Source organism: Streptomyces sp. LZ34, from assembly GCF_053890475.1.
In genome coordinates, this window is the sequence record NZ_CM132680.1 from 781,957 (window position 1) to 801,259 (window position 19,303).

Consider the following 19,303-nt stretch of genomic DNA (forward strand, 5'->3'; position numbering starts at 1 on the left):
GAGCGATATATGACCGATCTCGTCGACGAAGACCGGCCGGAGGCCGTCGACCGGGCGGATACCGTGCGCGGCCTGCGGGTGTTCACCCTTCCTGTGACACTGTGGGCGTGTGTCGGCACCCTGGTGCTGGGACTTCAGGTGTACGTGTTCGCCTCCTGGCTCGCCGACGGCGGCTACCGCATCGAGAAGGCGCCCCCGGCCACGGGCGGTGGGGACGCGGAGCGGATCGCCGACCTGCTCATCCCGCTGCTGTCCGTGGTGGGCGCCATGGCCCTCGCGGTGTGTCTGTACCGGAAGTGTCGGGCCAGCGGTCGGCTGACGTTCGACGCGTTGCTCTTCGTCGGGCTGCTGTTGGCCAGTTGGCAGAGCCCCTTGATGAACTGGGTCAATCCGGTGCTCGCGTCGAACGTCAGTGTGTTCGGAGCGGTCGCCTCGTGGGGGCCGTATGTGCCCGGTTGGCAAGGAGCGGGGGCCCACCAGGAAGCCGAGCTGCCGCTGGCGACCCTGAGCATCTGTATGACGGCCATGATGGTCGCCGTGGCCTGCGGCAAGGGCATGGGGCTGGCCGCCGCCCGGTGGCCACGGCTGGGGCGGGTCCGGCTGATCGCACTCGGCTTCCTGCTCGTCGTGCTCTTCGACGTCGCCGAGCCGCTGGTGTCCTTCGCGGGCGTCTCCGTGTGGACGCGGGCGGTGCCCGAGCTGACCGTCTGGAGTGGGCACTGGTATCAGTTCCCGCTGTATCAGATGGTGGCCTCGGCGCTCTTCGGTGCCGCGCTGGGGACCGTGCGCCACTTTCGCAACCGGCGGGGCGAGACCTGTCTGGAGTCCGGGGCGGCCCTCCTGTCGGAGGGCCTGAGGCCATGGGTCCGGCTGCTGGCGGTGGTGGGCGGGGCCAATGTCAGCATCGCCCTCTACACCGGCACCCACATCCTGTTCTCACTACTGGAGGGTGCTCCCCCGGACCGGCTCCCCGAATTCTTCCGCCCGACGGCGGGCTACTGAGACCGTCGGCGCCGCCCGAGCCCGATGTGTCACCGGCTCGCCTGCGGCGCCACCCGCCGTGAGTGCTCCGCCTCGTCCATGGTCCGGCTCCTGGGCTCCACGGTCATGCGGAGCCGCCGGGGGACGACATGGGTGGCCTGGTGGGTCGCTCGGACACTGCGCCCGGGCACCGGGCGCAGCCGCCACCGGGAGGCGATGACGGCGACGGCCACCGCGGTCTCGGTCTCGGTGAACGCGTCTCCGATGCACTTGTAGACACCCCCCGAGAAGGGGACCCAGGCACCCTTCTTGACCCGCTTGGCGTTCCGCTCGGGGTCCCAGCGGTCGGGGTCGAACCGCTCGGGGTCCGGGTACCAGCGGGCGTCGTTCTGGAGGGCGTAGGCGCTGTACATGACCTCCGCCTCGGCGGGGATTTCGTGACCGCCGAGGCGCACCGGCTCTCGCGTGCGCCGGGCGCCGACCCATCCCGGGTACTTGCGCAGGGCCTCTTTGACGAGCCGCTGGGTGAAGACCAGCCGGGTGAGGTCCTGGGCGCGAGGTGGCCGGCCGTCGAGGACCGTGTCGAGCTCTTCGTGCAGCCGTCGTTCGAGGTCGGGGTTCCGGCCGAGCTCATAGAAGATCCACGACGCGATGGCGGCCGGCCCACCGATTCCGGTGATGGCGAGCCCCATGATCTCGTCGCGGATCTCCTCGTCGGTCAGGCCGACGCCGCTGGCGTCCGTCGTCCGCAGCAGCGTCGAGAGCATGTCGCCGTGGTCCCGCCCTTCGGCGCGGTAGGCGGCGATGGTCTCCTCGATGGTGGTTCGCGCCGGGGGCAGTTGCCGGTTCCCCGGAGTCGGCAGCCGTCGGTAGATCCCGGGCAGGATCGCGCTCATCCTGGCCACGGTCAGGATGGCGTTGCCGGCTTTGCGCAGTTCCGCCTCGGCGTGCGCGGCACCTCCGGAGAAGAACAGCGATTTGGCGATCATGGCTGTGGCCAGCTCGGTCATGGCGGGCACCACATCCACCACGTCGTGCGCGGACCAGGAGTCGGCGGTCTCCGCGGCGGCGGCGCTCATGGCGGCCACGTAGCTGCCGAGCCGTTTCCGGTGGAAGCAGGGCTGCATCATGCGGCGCTGCCGCCGGTGCGGCTCACCGGTCGTCGCGACCAGGATGGGTCCGATGAAGGCCAGCGCCTTGGCGTGTCCGGCGCCCCGTGTGTAGCCGTGCGCATCGGTCACGAGCAGCGACCGCACCAGGTCCGGGTGGGTGGCCACATAGACGGGCTTGCGGCCGAGCCGGATTCTGACCAGGTCTCCGTGCTCGGCCAGGGAGGCCAGGAAGTCGAGTGGCCGCCGGGCCAGTCGTGGCAGGTGGCCCGCCACCGGCCACGAGCCCGGCACATCGGGGACAGGGAGAGGGGCAGGCATAGCGGGACTCCTATCAGGCTCGGCCGCTACCGGCGAAAATGAGGATAAGGAGCCTTCAACACCCCCAAGAAGCCCCTATCCACCCCAGCCTGCGATCTCCCGCAGCCACTGATCGACGTGGCGGGCGGTCGCGTCCGCGTGCTCCTCCAGCATGGTGAAGTGGTCCCCGGCGACGTCCATGACCGTGTGCGGCACCCCCCAGACCGGCGGCGACTGTTCGCCGTCCCGGCCTCGGAGGAACAGGGCAGGGGCGGCGAGCCGCGGCGGTGTCCAGCCGGAGAAGATACGGAAGTAGCCGCCCATCGCGGTGAGCCGGGTGTAGTCCACATCGACGAATTCGGTGACCCGGTCGAAGATCTCGCTGGTCAGCGCGGAGGCCACGGGTGCGATCCCCTCGTCGGGCAGATAGGCGTCCATGGCCACGACCGCCTCGGGGAGGACCCCCAGGCCCTCCAGATGGCTGGTCACGCTGTAGGTGAGCCAGCCGCCCGCGGAATGCCCGGCCAGGGCGAAGGGCGCACCGTCGGTGAAGCGCAGGACGGCTTCGGCGAACATGTGGGTCACGGCGCCGACATCGGCCGGCAGGGGCTCGCCCGTGAGGAAGCCGGGCGCGGGCGCGTACCAGACGTCGCGCAGCCCCCTCAGCGCGGAGGCGAAGCGCGAGTACTGGTACGCGCTGGAGATCGCAGCCACGGTGGGAAGGCAGATCAGCACAGGCGGGGTGGGCTCGGCGGCTTCGCCTCGCGGCGTGGCGTCCTCCGCCGCGGCTTGTGCGAGCCGCACGAATTTCGGTGCGGCCTCGCCCGAGTTGACGCCGAAGGAGGGCCGGAAGACCGAGGCGGCCGACAGCAGTTGCATGGCTTCCTGGATGCGTCCGGTGTCATGTCCGACCCAGAAGAGGGACTCAACGGTCGCTTCCGGGGGTCCTTCGCGACGGTCCGGGCCGGGCGCGTGGCGCGCCGTCGGCCGTGCCCCGGCGTCGTCGGCCTCGAGGTCCAGTTGTTCCCACATGTGGCGCGCCAGGGCGCCGGGGCTGGGGTGGTCGAAGACCAGTGTGGTGGCGAGGCGCAGGCCGGTGACGGCGCTGAGCCGGTTGCGCAGCTCCACCGCGGTGAGGGAGTCGAAGCCCAGCTCACGGAACTCGTCCCCGGCATCGATCGTTTCGGCGGCGTCGTGGCCCAGGACAGCGGCGGCATGGGTACGTACCAGCTCCAGGAGGGCGCCGGTGCGCTCGGTGGCGCCGGGCAGTCCGGCGAGCCGTTCACGCAGTGCTGTGGGTGTCTCGCCGGCCGTGGTGGCGGTGGCGTCCGTGGCCATGGTGACGGCGGCCGCCCGGCGGGCGGGCGCCCGGACCAGGCCGCGCAGAATGGCCGGCAGCCCGCCGGCCGCGGCCTGTGCGCGCAGGGCCCGGAAGTCCAGCGGAGTGGCCAGCAGCACGGCTTCGTCGACCGTGCCGGCCGCGTCCAGGAGAGCGAGCCCCTGTTCGTCGGTCAGCGGCGCCAGGCCGCCCCGGGCCATACGGGCGCGGTCGGTGGCGCCCAGTCGCCCGGTCATACCGCCGTCCTGGGCCCACATCCCCCAGGCCAGGGACTGGCCCGGCAGGCCCAGCGCGCGCCGGTGGCGCATCAGCGCGTCGAGGAAGGCGTTGGCGGCCGTGTAGTTGCCCTGGCCGGGGCTGCCAAAACTGGCCGCTGCGGAGGAGAAGACGAGGAAGGCGTCGAGTCCGGCGTCGCGGGTCAGGTCGTGCAGGTGCAGCGCGCCGATCGCCTTGGGGCCCAGTACTGCGTCCATGCGCTGTGCCGACAGCGAGGTCAGAATGCCGTCGTCGACCACGCCCGCCAGGTGGATCACCGCGCGGAGCGGATGCCGGGCGGGAACGCCGCTCAGCAGCTCGGCGACCGCGTGACGGTCCGCCATGTCGCAGGCCCGGACGGTGGCATCGGTGCCCAAGCGGGTCAGCTCGGCCAGCAGCTCGGGGACGCCGTCCGCGTCCGGTCCACGGCGGCCGGCCAGCAGCAGGTGACGTACGCCATGAGTGGTCACGAGGTGCCGGGCGACCAGCCGGCCCAGGACCCCGGTGCCGCCGGTGATCAGCACCGTGCCGTCGGGGTCCCAGGCGCGTGGGGCGACGGCGTCCGCGGGGGGCCGCGCGTCTTCGTGGTCCGCGGGCGGCGCGGTGACGGCGACGCGGCCCATGCGGGGCAGCTGGACCGTACCGTCCCGGAGCGCGAACTGCGGTTCGCCGGCCAGCAGGGCCTCGGGCAGGGCCCGCTGGGAGTCGGGCCGCCCGTCGGTGTCGGCCAGCACGAACCGGTCGGGGTGCTCGCTCTGTGCCGAGCGGACCAGCCCCCACACAGGGGCGTACGTCAGGTCGGGTACCCCGTCAGCCGGTGTCGCGGCGACGGCGCCGTGCGTGACGAGGGCCAGTCGACAGTCCGCGAAGCGTTCGTCGCCGAGCCAGCTCAGCAGCAGGTCCAGCACGCCGTTGGTCGCCTGGCGCAGCGCGGCAGCGGTGGTGCTGGTCGAGGCGGTGGTGTGGGGGATCGGGCCGAGGTGGTCACCGGGCGGGTTCTGCCGGCCGGAGTCCTGCGCCCGGCAGGAGAACACCACCATGTCCGGGGGCAGGCCGCCCCGGGAGATGGTCTCGCCCAGCGCGGCCGGGTGGGAATACGTCCGCCATGCCGCGCCGGCCTCGTCCAGCGCCCCTGTCAGGCCCGGTACCTCGGGTCCGATGAGGGCCCATCGGCGCGGTCTCACCGGCACGGTGGGGGTGACGGACCGGGGTGTCCACTCCAGGCGGAACAGCGCTTCGTGGTACGCGGTGCCTGCCGCCCGGACACGCTCGGCGGTGACCGGTCGGAAGGCAAGGGACCGCGCCTGGGCCACCAGCCGCCCCGAGCCGTCCGTGGCCCGCAGCGCGATGGTGTCCTGCGCCACGGGTGTCAGCCGGACCCGCAGCGCCGAGGCGCCGACGACGCCCACCGTCACCCCGCCCCAGGAGAACGGCAGCCGGCCGAGTTCTCGGGCACCCGGCCCGGACGTGGTGTCCAGGCCGAGCGCGACGGGGTGCAGCGCCGCGTCGAGCAGCGCCGGGTGCAGCGCGTACCGCGCGGCGTCCGCCGCGTGTTCCTCGTCCAGCGCGACCTCGGCGAAGAACTCGTCCCCTCGCCGCCAGGCGGCCCGCAGCCCCTGGAAGGCCGGCCCGTAGCCGAGGCCCACGCCCGCCAGGTCGGTGTACCAGGTGGTCAGGTCCACGGGTGCGGCGTCCGGTGGCGGCCACGCCTCGGCCGTCTCGTGCTCCGCCGCCTCGTGGTCCGCCGCCTCGTGGTCTGCCTGGCCCGCCGGTCCGCCGAGCGGGTCGCCACCGCGGGTCAGCATCCCGGTGGCGTGGCAGGTCCAGGTCTGATCCGCCGCCGGGCGCAGGCCGTCGTCGAGGCGGGAGGAGAGGGTGAAGGGGCGCCGGGCGTCCGGGGTGGGCGCGCCGAGCAGGAGTTGGAGGACCACCGAACCGCGCTCCGGCAGCACCAGGGGGACCTGCAGGGCCAGCTCCTCCACACTGTCGTAGCCGGCCTCGTCGCCCGCGCGGAGGGCCAGCTCCAGGATCGCGGTGCCCGGGAGCAGCACGGTGTCGAAGATGGCGTGATCGGCCAGCCAGGGGTGCGTACGCAGCGAGAGCCGTCCGGTGAACAGCAGCTCCTGGGAGCCGGCCAGTTCCACCGCGGAGCCGAGGAGGGGGTGGTCTGCGGCGCTCAGGCCGGCGGCCGACACGTCCGCCGCCTGGTGATGGGTCCTGGGCCAGTAGCGGCGCCGGTCGAAGGCGTACGTCGGCAGCTCGACCCGGCGTCGGCCGACCGCTCCGGCCGGCCCTGGGCCGATGACCGCCGGCCAGTCGACGGCCGCCCCGTGGACATGGATCCGGGCGAGGGCGGTGAGCAGGGTGTGGGCCTCGGGTCGGTCCGGGCGCAGCACCGGTGCCGACACGGCGGGCCCTTCGGCAGGCTCTGTGGCCGGGGCGCTTCCCGGGTGGCCTACCGGGTCGCCTTCCGGGTCGTCCTGGGCGAGGGCGGACAGCGTGCCGTCCGGGCCCAGTTCCAGGAAGGTGTTGACGCCCTGCGCCCGCAGCCACGCCAGTCCGTCGTTGAACCGCACGGCGTGGCGGACGTGCCGCACCCAGTACTCCGGGTCCGTCAGCTCGCCGGGACGAGCGAGTTCTCCGGTCAGGTTCGACACCAGGCCGATGGCCGGTTCCGCATACGTCAGCGAGGCGGCGACCTGACGGAACGCGTCCAGCATCGGCTCCATCAGCGGGGAGTGGAAGGCGTGGCCGGCCCGCAGCCGCCGGGTCCTGCGGCCCTGCGCGGCGAACCCGGCAGCCACGTCGTCGACCGCGCTCCGCTCCCCCGAGACCACCACCGACCTGGGCCCGTTCACCGCCGCCACCGACACCAGCGCCTCGCGTCCCGCCAGGGCCGCCGCCACCTCGTCCTCGGTGGCCCGCAGCGCGACCATCGCCCCACCCGGCGGCAGCTGCTGCATCAGCCGACCGCGCGCGGCCACCAGCAGCGCGGCGTCCGGCAGGGTCAGGACCCCGGCGACGTGTGCGGCGGCCAGCTCGCCGAGGGAGTGGCCGATCAGGAAGCCGGGGCGTACGCCGAAGGACTCCAGCAGCCGGAACAGCGCCACTTCGACCGCGAACAGCGCCGGCTGGGCGTAGTGGGTACGGTCCAGCAGGGCGGCCTCGTCCGTGCCGGGCGCGGCGAACAGCAGCGGGCGCAGCGGCCGGTCCAGCCGGCCGTCCAGCTCGGTGAGCACCGTGTCCAGGGCGTGGGCGTACGCCGGAAAGGCAGCGGCCAACTCCCTTCCCATGCCGACGCGCTGGGTACCCTGGCCCGCGAAGAGCAGCGCGAGCCCGGTGTCGGATCCGGGCCGTGGCGAGCCCACCACCAGGCCGGGTGCGGACGCGCCGGCGGCGAGCGCGTCCAGGCCGCGTACAAAGCCCTCGCGGTTCTCGGCCACGACGACGGCGCGGCGCTCGAACACCGCCCGCTCCGTCGCCAGCGCCCGCGCGACCTCCACGGGCCTCAGGTTCTCCTCCTCGGCGGCGAGCTCCCGCAGCCGCTGTGCCTGCCCCCGCAGCGCCCTCTCGGAGCGCGCCGACACCACCCATGGCACCACCGTGGGTACGGCTTCCGCCCGGTCCCCGCACCGGGTCTCTTCCGCCCGGGTCTCTTCCGCGTCTTCCGACCCGGGCGTCGGCGCGGGCTCCGACACGGACTCCGATACGGGCCCCGGCACGGGCTCCTCGGGGGCCTGTTCCAGGATGACGTGGGCGTTGGTGCCGCTGACCCCGAAGGAGGAGATCCCCGCGCGCCGGGGGTGTCCGTTCCGTGGCCATGGCACCGGCTCGCTGAGCAGCCGTACCCGGCCTGAGGACCAGTCCACGTGCGGCGACGGGTCGTTGGCGTACAAGCTCGGTGGCAGCAGGTCGTGCTGGAGCGCCAGTACCATTTTGATCACCCCGGCGACCCCTGCCGCCGCCTGCGTATGCCCGATGTTCGACTTCACCGAACCCAGCCACAACGGGCTGTCGGCAGGCCGGGCCTGACCGTAGGTGGCCAGGATGGCCTGCGCCTCGATGGGATCCCCCAGCGTCGTCCCCGTGCCGTGCCCCTCCACCGCGTCAATCCCGGTGGCAGGGACGTCGGCGTTGGCGAGGGCCTGGCGGATCACCCGCTGTTGCGCCGGGCCGTTGGGCGCGGTGAGGCCGTTGCTCGCCCCGTCCTGGTTCACCGCGCTGCCGCGTACGACCGCCAGCACCCGGTGACCGAGGCGTCGCGCGTCGGAAAGGCGCTCCAGCAGCAGCACTCCGACGCCCTCGGACCAGCCGACTCCGTCGGCGGCGGCCGCGTACGCCTTGCACCGGCCGTCGGCGGCGAGACCGCGCTGGCGGGAGAACTCCAGGAAGGCGGCCGGTGTGGACATCACCGTCGCCCCGCCCGCCAGCGCCAGCGTGCACTCGCCCGACCGCAGCGACTGACACGCCAGGTGCAACGCGACCAGCGACGAGGAACACGCGGTGTCCACCGTCACCGCGGGGCCCTCGAAGCCGAAGGTGTACGCGAGCCGGCCGGACAGCACACTGCCGGAGACCCCGGTCAGCGCGTACCCTTCCAGCTCCGGCCCGCCCTGCCGCACCACCTCGGCGTAGTCCTGGAGTGCGAGCCCGGCGAACACGCCGGTGCGGCTCCCGCCCAGCGATCTCGGGTCGATTCCGGCCCGCTCCAGGGCCTCCCAGGAGGTCTCCAGCAACAGGCGTTGCTGCGGGTCCATGGCCAGGGCCTCGCGGGGGCTGATGCCGAAGAACCCGGCGTCGAAGTCCGCCGCGTCGTACAGGAAACCGCCCGCTCGCGCGTACGAGGTACCGGGGCGCTCCGGATCCGGGTCGTAGAGCGTTTCCATGTCCCAGCCCCGGTCGGCCGGAAACTCCGCGATGGCGTCCTTGCCCGAGGCCAGCAGCTCCCAGAACTCCTCCGCGGAGCGGACACCGCCGGGCAAGCGGCACGCCATCCCCACCACGGCGATCGGCTCGTCCGTCCCCACCGCCTCGCGGGCCACCGGCGCGAGCGAGCCGGTGGCCGTCCCGCCGCCGAACAGCAGCTCCCGCACACCGTGGGCCAGCGCGGCCGGGTTGGGATGGTCGAAGACGACTGTGGCGGGCAGGGGCAGACCGGTGGCGATGTTCAGCCGGTTGCGCAGCTCCACGGCGGTCAGCGAGTCGAAACCCAGCTCGCGGAAGGCGCGCTCCGGCGGCACGGCCATCGGCCCGTCGTGCCCGAGCACGGCCGCCGCGTGCGTACGGACCAACTCGACAAGCGCCCGCAACTGCTCGTCCGCGGCCAGTCCGGCCAGCCGCGCGCGCAGCGCGCCGACGGGCTCGCGACCGCCGTCGCCTCGGGCGAGCTGCCAGGCCTCATGTGCCTCGGGGATCTCGCTGATCAGGGGGTCGAGCCCGTCCTCAGTCGCGGTCTCCGCCAGGTGCCGCCAGTCGATGTCGGCGACGGTCAGGCAGGTCTCACCGTGGTCCAGCGCCTGACCCAGCGCTTCCAGGGCGAGCCGTGGGGCCATGGCCGTCACGCCACGGCCGCTCCGCCGCCGCGGCGCCTCGGCGCCACCGTCGCCAGCCCAGGGGCCCCATGTCATGGACAGGCCGGGCAGTCCCAGGTCGCGACGGTGGCGCACCAGCGCCGCCGCCTCGGCGCAGGCGCCGTCTCCCGAGGCCCCGAGGAGTGGCGCGGCCGACGAGAAGACCACGAACGCCGAAAGGCCGGTGTGGCACGTCAGCTCGTGCAGATTCCATGCCCCCGCGATGCCGTCGTCCCCCTGCGCCATATGCACAACGGCACGCAGGGGATACGCCTCCGGGATGCCGGTCAGCAGTTCCGCCAGCGTTTGACGATCGGCCGGGTCGCACGCCGCCGTCGTCACCCGGAGCCCTGCTTCGCAGAGTTCCTCCACGATCCCGAACCCGTCGCCGTCCTCGTCGAGGAGCAGGAGGTGTTCGGCGCCGCGGGCGGCCAGCCACCGGGCCGTGTGCGCGCCCGGCCCGTCCGCACCGCCGCTGATCAGTACGGTTCCTCCGGGCTGCCACGCCCGCTCCGCGACCGCCTCGGCCAACGGAGCCCGCACCAACCGGCGTACGAACACCCCCGACGTACGCACCGCGCACTCGCGCTCGTCGCCGTGGAGGACCCCGATGAGCCCCTCGACGGCCCTGCGATCCGGCGCGCCCGGCACATCGACCAGCCCGCCCCACAGCTGCGGAGCCTCGAGAGCCACCCTCCGGGCCGCGTCCCACGCTCGGGCCGGCGCCCGGCGTCCCGGCTCGTCGTCGCCGCCGAACGACGCCGCGCCGCTGGTCACACACCACAGCCGAGCCCCCGCGCCCAGTTCGCCCGGCTCGTCCAGTTCGCCCAGGGCCCGCGCCAGAGCCGGCAGCAGCGACTCCGACGCCTCGTCATCCGCGATCAGCACCAGCCCCTTCACCGCGGGCTCGAGCTCCGACTCGGCCCGCAACCGTTGGGCCAGCGCCACATGGGCGTCCGGTCCCGGCTCCGGGTGTACGCGGACCACGCGAGCACCGGCCCGCCCCAGCCCCTCCACGACGGCCTGCCGCGCTCCGTCCGGGGCCACCACCAGCCAACGTCCCGTAAGCGCCCTCGCGCCTCCGCCCCCGGTCGGTCGCCACACCTCCCGGTAGCGCAATCCGTCCACCGTCTCGCGATCGCGGCACCCCTGCCGCCACGTCTCCAAGGCGGGCACCAACACCTCCAGCGACGCCCCCTCGCCCACCCCCAGCAGCCGCCCCACGCCCGCGACATCGCCCCGCCGTACCGCCGCCCACAACGGCTCGTCGGCGCCTGAGGCCGCGCCACCGCCCTCCGCCCCTCCGGGCGCGGGCTCCAGCCAGAACCGGTCCCTTTCGAAGGCGTACGTGGGCAGGTCGACGCTGCCCCGCCGGCCGGCTGCCGGCCCCACGGCCGGGGACCAGTCCACCGCGCCGCCGGAGACGAAGAGCCGCGCCACGGACGTCAGGAAGCGGCTCAGCCCTCCTTCGCCACGCCGCAGCGTGCCCAGCACCAGGGCGTCCGTGGCACCCAGCGCGTCAAGGGTCTCCTGCACACCGACCGAGACGGCCGGGTGCGGGCCGGACTCGATGAAGACCGTGTGGCCGTCCGCGACGAGCGCGCGGGTGGCGTCCTCGAAGCGCACCACCTGCCGCAGATTGCGGTACCAGTACTCGGCGTCGAGCCCGCTGCCGTCCATGCGCTCGCCGGTGACGGTGGAGTAGAGGGGGATGTCGCCGGTGCGGGGGCGGATCGGAGCGAGCAGGGTGAGCAGGCGCTCGTGGATGGCCTCGACCTGCGGGGAGTGCGAGGCCCAGTCGACTTTGAGCCTGCGCGCCCGCACCCCGTCCGCGGCCAGCTCCGCCAGCAGCGCGTCCACGGCCTCGGGGGTCCCGGAGACCACGGCGGAGCCCGCGCCGTTGACGGCCGCGACGCACAGCCGCCCGCCCCATGGCGCGAGGCGCGGCTCGAGCTCCGGGGCGGGCATGCCGACCGAGAGCATCGCGCCCCGCCCGGCCAGCGCGGACAGCGCCTGGCTGCGCAGCGCGGCGATCCGTGTGGCGTCCTCAAGCGACAGCGCGCCGGCGACATACGCCGCGGCGATCTCGCCCTGGGAGTGACCGGCCACCGCGTCGGGCCGCACACCGTACGACCGCCACAGCGCCGCCAGCGACACCATGACCGCGAAGAGCACCGGCTGGACCACATCCACCCGGTCCAGCGGCGGGGCGTCCGGCTCGCCCCGAACCACGTCGCTCAGGGACCAGTCCACGTACGGCGCGAGGGCTTCCGCGCACGCCGTCATCTGGTCGGCGAATACGGGCGCGGTGTCCAGGAGTTCGGCGGCCATGCCCTCCCATTGGGTGCCCTGGCCGCCGAACAGCATCGCGACCCTGCCATCGGCGGACGGGCCGGGCGGTCCCTCGACCAGTCCGGCAGCCGGCGCGCCGGTGGCCAGCGCGTGCAGGCCGCGTACCAGCTCTTCGCGGTCCTCGGCCACGATCACCGCGCGGTGTTCGAACACCGCCCGCTCGGTGACCAGCGCGCGGGCCACATCCCCGAGCCTCTCGTGGTCCGCGACGTACTCCCGCAACCGCTGCGCCTGCCCCCGCAGCGCGCCCGCCGAACGCGCCGAGACCACCCACGGCACCACCGGCGACACGTGTACGGGCTCGCTCTCCGCCGCCACCTCGTCCGGGGCCTGCTCGAGAACGATGTGCGCGTTGGTGCCACTGACCCCGAACGACGAGACACCCGCCCGCCGCAAACGCCCGTTCCGCGGCCACGACACCGACTCGCTCACCAGCCGCACTCGCCCTGCCGACCAGTCGACGTGAGGCGTGGGGGTGTTCGCGTGCAGGCTCGGTGGCAACAGGTCGTGCTGAAGCGCCAGCACCATCTTGATCACGCCGGCGACCCCGGCCGCCGCCTGCGTATGCCCGATGTTCGACTTCACCGATCCCAGCCACAACGGGCGGTCCTCCGGCCGATCCTGGCCATACGTGGCAAGGATCGCCTGCGCCTCGATCGGATCACCCAGCGTCGTCCCCGTGCCGTGCCCCTCCACCACATCCACATCCGCCCCCACCAGCCCCGCACCCGCCAACGCCTGACGGATCACCCGCTGCTGCGACGGACCATTCGGCGCCGTCAGCCCATTACTCGCCCCGTCCTGATTCACCGCACTACCCCGCACCACCGCCAACACCCGATGCCCCGCGCGCACCGCATCACTCAATCGCTCCACCAACAGCATCCCCACGCCTTCGGACCAGCCGACGCCGTCCGCCGCGGCGGCGTACGGCTTGCACCGCCCGTCCGCCGCGAGACCACGCTGACGGGAGAACTCCACAAACACCCCCGGCGTCGACATCACCGTCACCCCACCCGCCAACGCCAACGAACACTCCCCCGACCGCAACGACTGACACGCCAGATGCAACGCCACCAACGACGACGAACACGCCGTATCCACCGTCACCGCAGGACCCTCGAAACCAAACGTGTACGCCAGCCGACCGGACAACGCGCTGCCCGAAACGCCGGTCATCGCATAGCCCTCAAGGTCCTCGCCGGCGTGGCGCAGCAGGTTCGCGTAATCCTGCTGGGCCATGCCCACGAAGGCGCCGGTGCGGCTGCCCCGCAGGTCGGCGGGGTTGAGGCCGGCCTTTTCGAAGGTCTCCCAGGAGGTCTCCAGCAGCAGCCGCTGCTGCGGGTCCATGGCCAGGGCCTCGCGCGGGCTGATGCCGAAGAACCCCGCGTCGAAGTCCGCCGCGTCGTACAGGAAACCGCCCGCTCGCGCGTACGAGGTGCCGGGGCGCTCCGGATCGAGGTCGCGCAGCACCGCGTCCCAGCCCCGGTCCATCGGGAAGCCCGCGATCGTATCCCTGCCCTCGGCGAGCAGCTCCCAGAACTCCTCCGCGGAGCGGACACCGCCGGGGAAGCGACACGCCATGCCCACCACGGCGATCGGCTCGTCCGTCGCCACGGGCCGCAGGTCGGCGGAGGACGGCCCACCGGCCGTTCCGGGGGCGCCGAACAGCTGATCCCATGCGTGGTGGGCGAGCGCGGCCGGGTGGGGGTAGTCGAACACCGCGGTGGCGGGCAGCCTCAGGCCGGTGGCGGCGTTGAGCCGGTTGCGCAGCTCCACGGCGGTCAGCGAGTCGAAACCCAGCTCGCGGAAGGCGCGCTCCGGCGGCACGGCCGCCGGGCCGACGTGGCCGAGCACGGTGGCCGCGTGCGTACGGACCAACTCGACCACCATGCGCCGCTGCTCGTCCGCCGCCCGTCCGGCCAGCCGCGCCCGGAGCGTTCCGGCGGCCTCGGTGGTGCCGCGGCCCGCGGCCTCCCAAGCCGCCCGGGCTTCGGGGATGCCGCTGAGCAGGGGGTCGAGTCCGGTGGCGGAGGCGTTGTCGACGAAGGTCCGCCAGTCGATGTCCGCGATGGTCAAGGAGGTCTCGTCGTGCTCCAGCGCCTGCCCGAGCGCTGTCAGCGCCAGCCGGGGTTCCATGGCCGCCATGCCGTGGCGGCGCAACCGCCCGGCGTCCGCGGCGGCGTCCGCCATCCCGCCACCCGCCCAGGCGCCCCACGCCACCGCGAGCCCCGGCAGCCCGAGGCCGCGCCGGTGCCGGATCAGCGCGTCCACCTCGGCGTTCGCCGCGGCATAGGCGCCCTGCCCCGCCGAGCCGAACGTGGCCGCCGCCGAGGAGAACACAACGAAGGCCGCCAGGTCGGCACCGCGCGTCAGCTCGTGCAGCTGCCACGCCCCGACCGCCTTGGCCTGCCGCGCCGCCTCCAGCCGCTCCGGGGTCAGCGTCGCCAGGACGGCGTCGTCCAGCGCGCCCGCCGCGTGCACCACCGCCGTCAGCGGAGCCTCCTCCGGCACCCCGGCCAGGACCCGCGCCAGCGCGGCGCGGTCGGCCACATCGCACGCCGCCACGGTCACCCGCGCCCCCAGCCCGGCCAGCTCGTCCCGGAGCCCGGCGGCGCCTTCGGCGGCCTCGCCGCGCCGGCTCAGCAGCAGCAGACGCACGGGGCCGTGGCCGGCCAGCCACCGAGCCACGTGCGCGCCCAGCCCGCCCGTACCGCCGGTGATCAGTACCGTGCCGTGGGGCCGCCACTCCCGTCCCGGCTCCGCCCCGGCCAGCGGGGCCCGCTCCAACCGGCGTACGAACACCCCGGACGCCCGCACCGCGCACTCCCGCTCGGGCCCCGCCACCGCCCGTACCAGGCTCCGCGCCGCGCGCGCGTCCAGCGGCTCCGGAACGTCGACCAGTCCGCCCCACACCTCGGGAGCCTCGAGAGCGGCCACCCGTCCCAGCCCCCACACCTGGCCCAGCCCGGGCGACACCACCTCGTCCCCGTCGCCCACCGACACGGCTCCGCGGGTCACACACCACAGCCGAGCCGCCACCTCCAGATCGCCCAGGGCCTGGAGCCATACCAGGAGCAGCGCCCCCGCGCCCCGGCCGCCACCGCCCGTCAACAGCAACACCACACCCTCCACCTCGGGCTCGGGCCCCCACTCGGCCCGCAGCCGCTCCGCCAGCGCCTCACGCGCCACGCCCCGCTCGGCGGCGTGGAGCGCCGCCCGCGCCCCGGACCGCTCCAACTCCTCGACGACGGGCGATCCGTCCGCTCCGTCGGCGGCGACCACCAGCCAACGCCCGGTCGGCGCCCCCGGGCCGCCGTCGTGGGCCGGCCGCCACACCTCCCGATAGCGCCACCCGTCCAGCACGCCACGGTCGCGGCACCCCCGCCACCAAGCCCCCAGCGCGGGCACCAGTGTTCCGAGGCCGGCCCCCTCGTCCACCCCCAGCAGCGCACCCACGCGCGGGACATCGCCCCGCTCCACGGCCTCCCACAGCGGTCCCTCGCCACCGCCCGCCCCGGGCCTGCCGGGCCCGGCCGCCTCCAGCCAGTAACGCTTCCGTTCGAAGGCGTAGGTCGGCAGCTCCACGCCGCCGCGCACGCCGGCCGCCCACCCCATCGCCCGTGGCCAGTCCACCTCCACCCCGGAGACGAACAGCCGCGCGAGGGCGGCGAGAAAGGTCTGGCTCTCACCGCGCTCGGGGCGCAGGGCCGGGGCCAGGACGGCGTCTTCGGTGTCGGCTCCGGGCTCTTCGGCGGCGAAGGCGTCCTGGACCAGGCCGCACAGGGTTCCGTCCGGGCCGAGCTCCAGAAAGGCACGTACCCCCTGGTCCCGCAGCCACGCCACCCCGTCGCCGAAACGCACCGCCGCACGGGCGTGCCGCACCCAGTACTCCGGCGTGGCGAACTCCTCGGCGGGCAGCGGGGCGCCGGTCACGTTCGACACGACCGGGATGCGCGCTGGGTGGTACGTCACGCGCTCCGCTTCCTGGCGGAACGCCTCCAGCATCTCGTCCATGCGCGGCGAGTGGAAGGCGTGGCTCACCCTCAGCCGCCGCGTGCGGTGGCCGCGCTCCGCGCACCGCCCGGCCAGCTCCAACACGGCGTCCTCGTCCCCGGACAGCACCAGCGACCGAGGGCCGTTGACCGCGGCCAGGCCCACCCGGGCGGTCCCGGTAGTACCGGTTTCCGCCTCAGCCAGCAACTGCCGCGCCTCCCGTTCCGGCATCTCCACCGCCACCATGGCCCCGCCCGCGGGGAGCGCCTGCATCAGCCTGCCTCGGGCCACGACCAGCCGCGCCGCGTCCGGCAGCGAGAGCACACCGGCCACATGGGCGGCCACCAGCTCTCCCACCGAGTGTCCGAGCAGAAACCGGGGCCTGATCCCCGAGGTCTCCACCAGCCGGTACAGCGCGACTTCCAACGCGAACAGCGCGGGCTGCGCGAACTCGGTGCGCCCGCACCCCTCGGGTGCGGACGCGTCGTCGGCGAGGAGCAGCTTCCGTACGTCGGGGCCGCCCGCCGTCGTGAGCTCCGCGCATACGACATCGAAGGCGGCGGCGAACGCGGGAAACGCCGCGTACAACTCACGTCCCATGCCGACGCGCTGCGTTCCCTGGCCCGTGAACAGCATCGCCACCATGGGCTCATCGGTGTCGTCTCGTTCCGTCAGGCTCTCCACCAGCTGGGGCGCGGGCGCCCCAGCCGACAGCGCGTCCAGGCCGTGTACCAGCTCTTCGCGGTCCTCGGCCACGATCACGGCGCGGCGCTCGAACACCGCCCGCTCGGTGACCAGCGCGCGGGCGACATCCGTGAGCCTCTCGTGGTCCGCGACGAACTCCCGCAACCGCTGCGCCTGCCCCCGCAGCGCGCCCGCCGAACGCGCCGAGACCACCCACGGCACTACCGGCGACTCGCGTGCGGGCTCGCTCTCCGCCACCGCCTCGTCCGGGGCCTGCTCGAGGACGATGTGCGCGTTGGTGCCACTGACCCCGAACGACGAGACACCCGCCCGCCGCAAACGCCCGGTCCGCGGCCATGGCACCGACTCGCTCACCAGCCGCACCTCGCCCGAGGACCAGTCCACATGCGGCGACGGCTCCTCCGCGTGCAGACTCCGCGGCAACATCCCATGGTCAAGCGCCAGCACCATCTTGATCACGCCGGCGACCCCCGCCGCCGCCTGCGTATGCCCGATGTTCGACTTCACCGACCCCAGCCACAACGGCCGGTCCTCCGGCCGATCCTGGCCATACGTGGCAAGGATCGCCTGCGCCTCGATCGGATCCCCCAGCCGCGTCCCCGTCCCGTGCCCCTCCACCACATCCACATCCGCCCCCACCAACCCCGCACCCGCCAACGCCTGCCGGATCACCCGCTGCTGCGACGGACCATTCGGCGCCGTCAACCCATTACTCGCCCCGTCCTGATTCACCGCACTACCCCGCACCACCGCCAACACCCGATGCCCCGCGCGCACCGCATCACTCAATCGCTCCACCAGCAGGACGGCCACGCCCTCGGACATGCCGACGCCGTCCGCCGCGGCGGCGTACGGCTTGCACCGCCCGTCCGCCGCGAGACCACGCTGACGGGAGAACTCCACAAACACCCCCGGCGTCGACATCACCGTCACCCCACCCGCCAACGCCAACGAACACTCCCCCGACCGCAACGACTGACACGCCAGATGCAACGCCACCAACGACGACGAACACGCCGTATCCACCGTCACCGCAGGACCCTCGAAACCAAACGTGTACGCCAGCCGACCCGACAGCACCCCGCCGGCGTTGCCGTTGCCGACAAGCCCTTCGAGGCCGTCGGGGAGGTCGAGCAGGCGCGTGGCGTAGTCGTGGTACATCATCCCGGCGAAGACACCGGTGCGGCTCCCGCGCAGCGTGGCCGGGTCGATACCGGCGACCTCCAGCGCCTCCCAGGAGGTCTCCAGCAGCAGCCGCTGCTGCGGGTCCATCGCCAGCGCCTCGCGCGGGCTGATGCCGAAGAACCCCGCGTCGAAGTCCGCCGCGTCGTGCAGAAAGCCGCCGTGGCGGGTGTACGAGGTGCCGGTCCGCCCCCGGTCCGGATTCGGGTCGTAGAGCGCCTCGACATTCCAACCCCGGTCCACCGGAAATCCCGAAATGGCATCGCCGCCGGAGGTCAACAACTCCCAGAATTCGGCCGGTGACCGCACACCGCCGGGAAAACGGCAGGCCAGCCCCACCACGGCGATCGGCTCCTGCTCACCCGACTCGAACTCTGCCAGGCGGCGGCGCACCTGGACAAGTTCGGCGGTCGCCCGCTTGAGGTAGTCCCGAAGCTTTTCCTCATTGGCCATTTACGGCATCTCCTCGACATTCCTCAAGCCGTGAGTGATTTCCTCAGGGCCGCCAGGGCGCCAAGCGATCTTAGGGAATTCGTTATCGTTCGCTGCACCCCCTAAGCACCCCAGAATGCGCCGATGGCGCGCGGTCGTTCGCCATAAGGAGTGCAGTCTGTTCTCCGCTCTTCGCTCTTCCTGAGCGCTTCTGGACTCTCCCGAGAGGCGGTAGCCATGGAATCGTCCCGGTACGCCCGGCGCTTTCGCGGCCGACTGGTGCTGGTCACCGGCGCCGGCAGCGGAATCGGACGGGCGACGGCGGGCGCCTTCGCCACGGCGGGGGCGCGGGTGATCTGTGCGGACCGGAACGCCCGCGCCGCGTCGGCCGGCGCGGACCTGGCCAAGGCGCTGGGCGCCGCCGACGCGTGGGCGGAGCCCGTCGACGTCGCCGACGCGGCCGCCATGGAGCGGCTCGCCGAACGCGTCCTCGACGAGCACGGGCCCGTGGACATCCTGGTGAACAGCGCCGGCATCGGCATGTCCGGCCGGTTCCTCGACACCTCCGTCGCGGACTGGCGGCGCACCCTGAATGTGAACCTGTGGGGGGTCATTCACGGCTGTCGGCTCTTCGGTCGGCAGATGGCTGACCGCGGGCAGGGCGGGCACATCGTGACGATCGCGTCGGCCGCCGCCTTCCAACCCACGCGGGCGGTCCCTGCGTACGCGACGAGCAAGGCCGCCGTGGTGATGCTCAGCGAGTGTCTGCGGGCGGAACTCGCGGAGTTCGGGGTGGGGGTGAGCGCGGTGTGCCCGGGCTTTGTGAACACCTCCTTCACCGCGGCGATGCACTTCGCGGGGGTGTCGGAACAAGAGCAGGCGCAGCTGCGGGAGCGGGCTGTGCGGACGCTCGGCCGGCGCGGCTGTCCGCCGGAGAAGGTCGCCACGGCGGTGTTGCGCGCGGTCGCCCGCAACACGCCCGTGGCGACCGTGACGCCGGATGCGCGTCTCGTACGTCTGATGAGCAGGTTCGCGCCGCCCCTGCGCCGTGCCGTGGCCCGGCTCGATCCGCCCCCCTGACG

At 73.5% G+C, this 19,303-nt stretch carries 3 protein-coding genes and 1 pseudogene; 2 read left to right on the plus strand and 2 right to left on the minus strand.

Going from position 1 to position 19,303, the window contains the following annotated elements; all coding sequences use genetic code 11:
- Positions 1-9 precede the first annotated feature (9 nt).
- Positions 10-1,002 carry a spirocyclase AveC family protein gene (locus ACWY4P_RS02515; protein WP_456208435.1) on the plus strand — a complete coding sequence of 331 codons (993 nt, stop codon included), beginning with the start codon at positions 10-12 and terminating at the stop codon, positions 1,000-1,002.
- Positions 1,003-1,031: 29 nt separating this feature from the next.
- Here ACWY4P_RS02515 and ACWY4P_RS02520 read toward each other — a convergent pair whose 3' ends face one another.
- Both ACWY4P_RS02520 and ACWY4P_RS02525 read right to left on the minus strand, forming a co-directional pair.
- Positions 1,032-2,411, minus strand: a complete 1,380-nt coding sequence (locus tag ACWY4P_RS02520) for a cytochrome P450 (protein WP_456208436.1) — start codon at positions 2,409-2,411, stop codon at positions 1,032-1,034.
- Between the two features lie 75 nt (positions 2,412-2,486).
- Entirely contained in the window at positions 2,487-18,242 is a 15,756-nt protein-coding gene (locus ACWY4P_RS02525) for a type I polyketide synthase (RefSeq protein ID WP_456208437.1), read from the minus strand.
- A gap of 222 nt (positions 18,243-18,464) precedes the next feature.
- Between ACWY4P_RS02525 and ACWY4P_RS02530 the strand changes: the two are divergent.
- Positions 18,465-19,301, plus strand: a pseudogene (locus ACWY4P_RS02530) (SDR family NAD(P)-dependent oxidoreductase); the annotation flags it as partial.
- Positions 19,302-19,303 lie beyond the last annotated feature (2 nt).

Excerpts from the sequence above, each read along its gene's own strand:
- ACWY4P_RS02515 (WP_456208435.1), top strand. The coding sequence starts at position 10 with ATGACCGATCTCGTCGACGAAGACCGGCCGGAGGCCGTCGACCGGGCG.
- ACWY4P_RS02520 (WP_456208436.1), bottom strand. The coding sequence starts at position 2,411 with ATGCCTGCCCCTCTCCCTGTCCCCGATGTGCCGGGCTCGTGGCCGGTG.
- ACWY4P_RS02525 (WP_456208437.1), bottom strand. The coding sequence starts at position 18,242 with ATGGCCAATGAGGAAAAGCTTCGGGACTACCTCAAGCGGGCGACCGCC.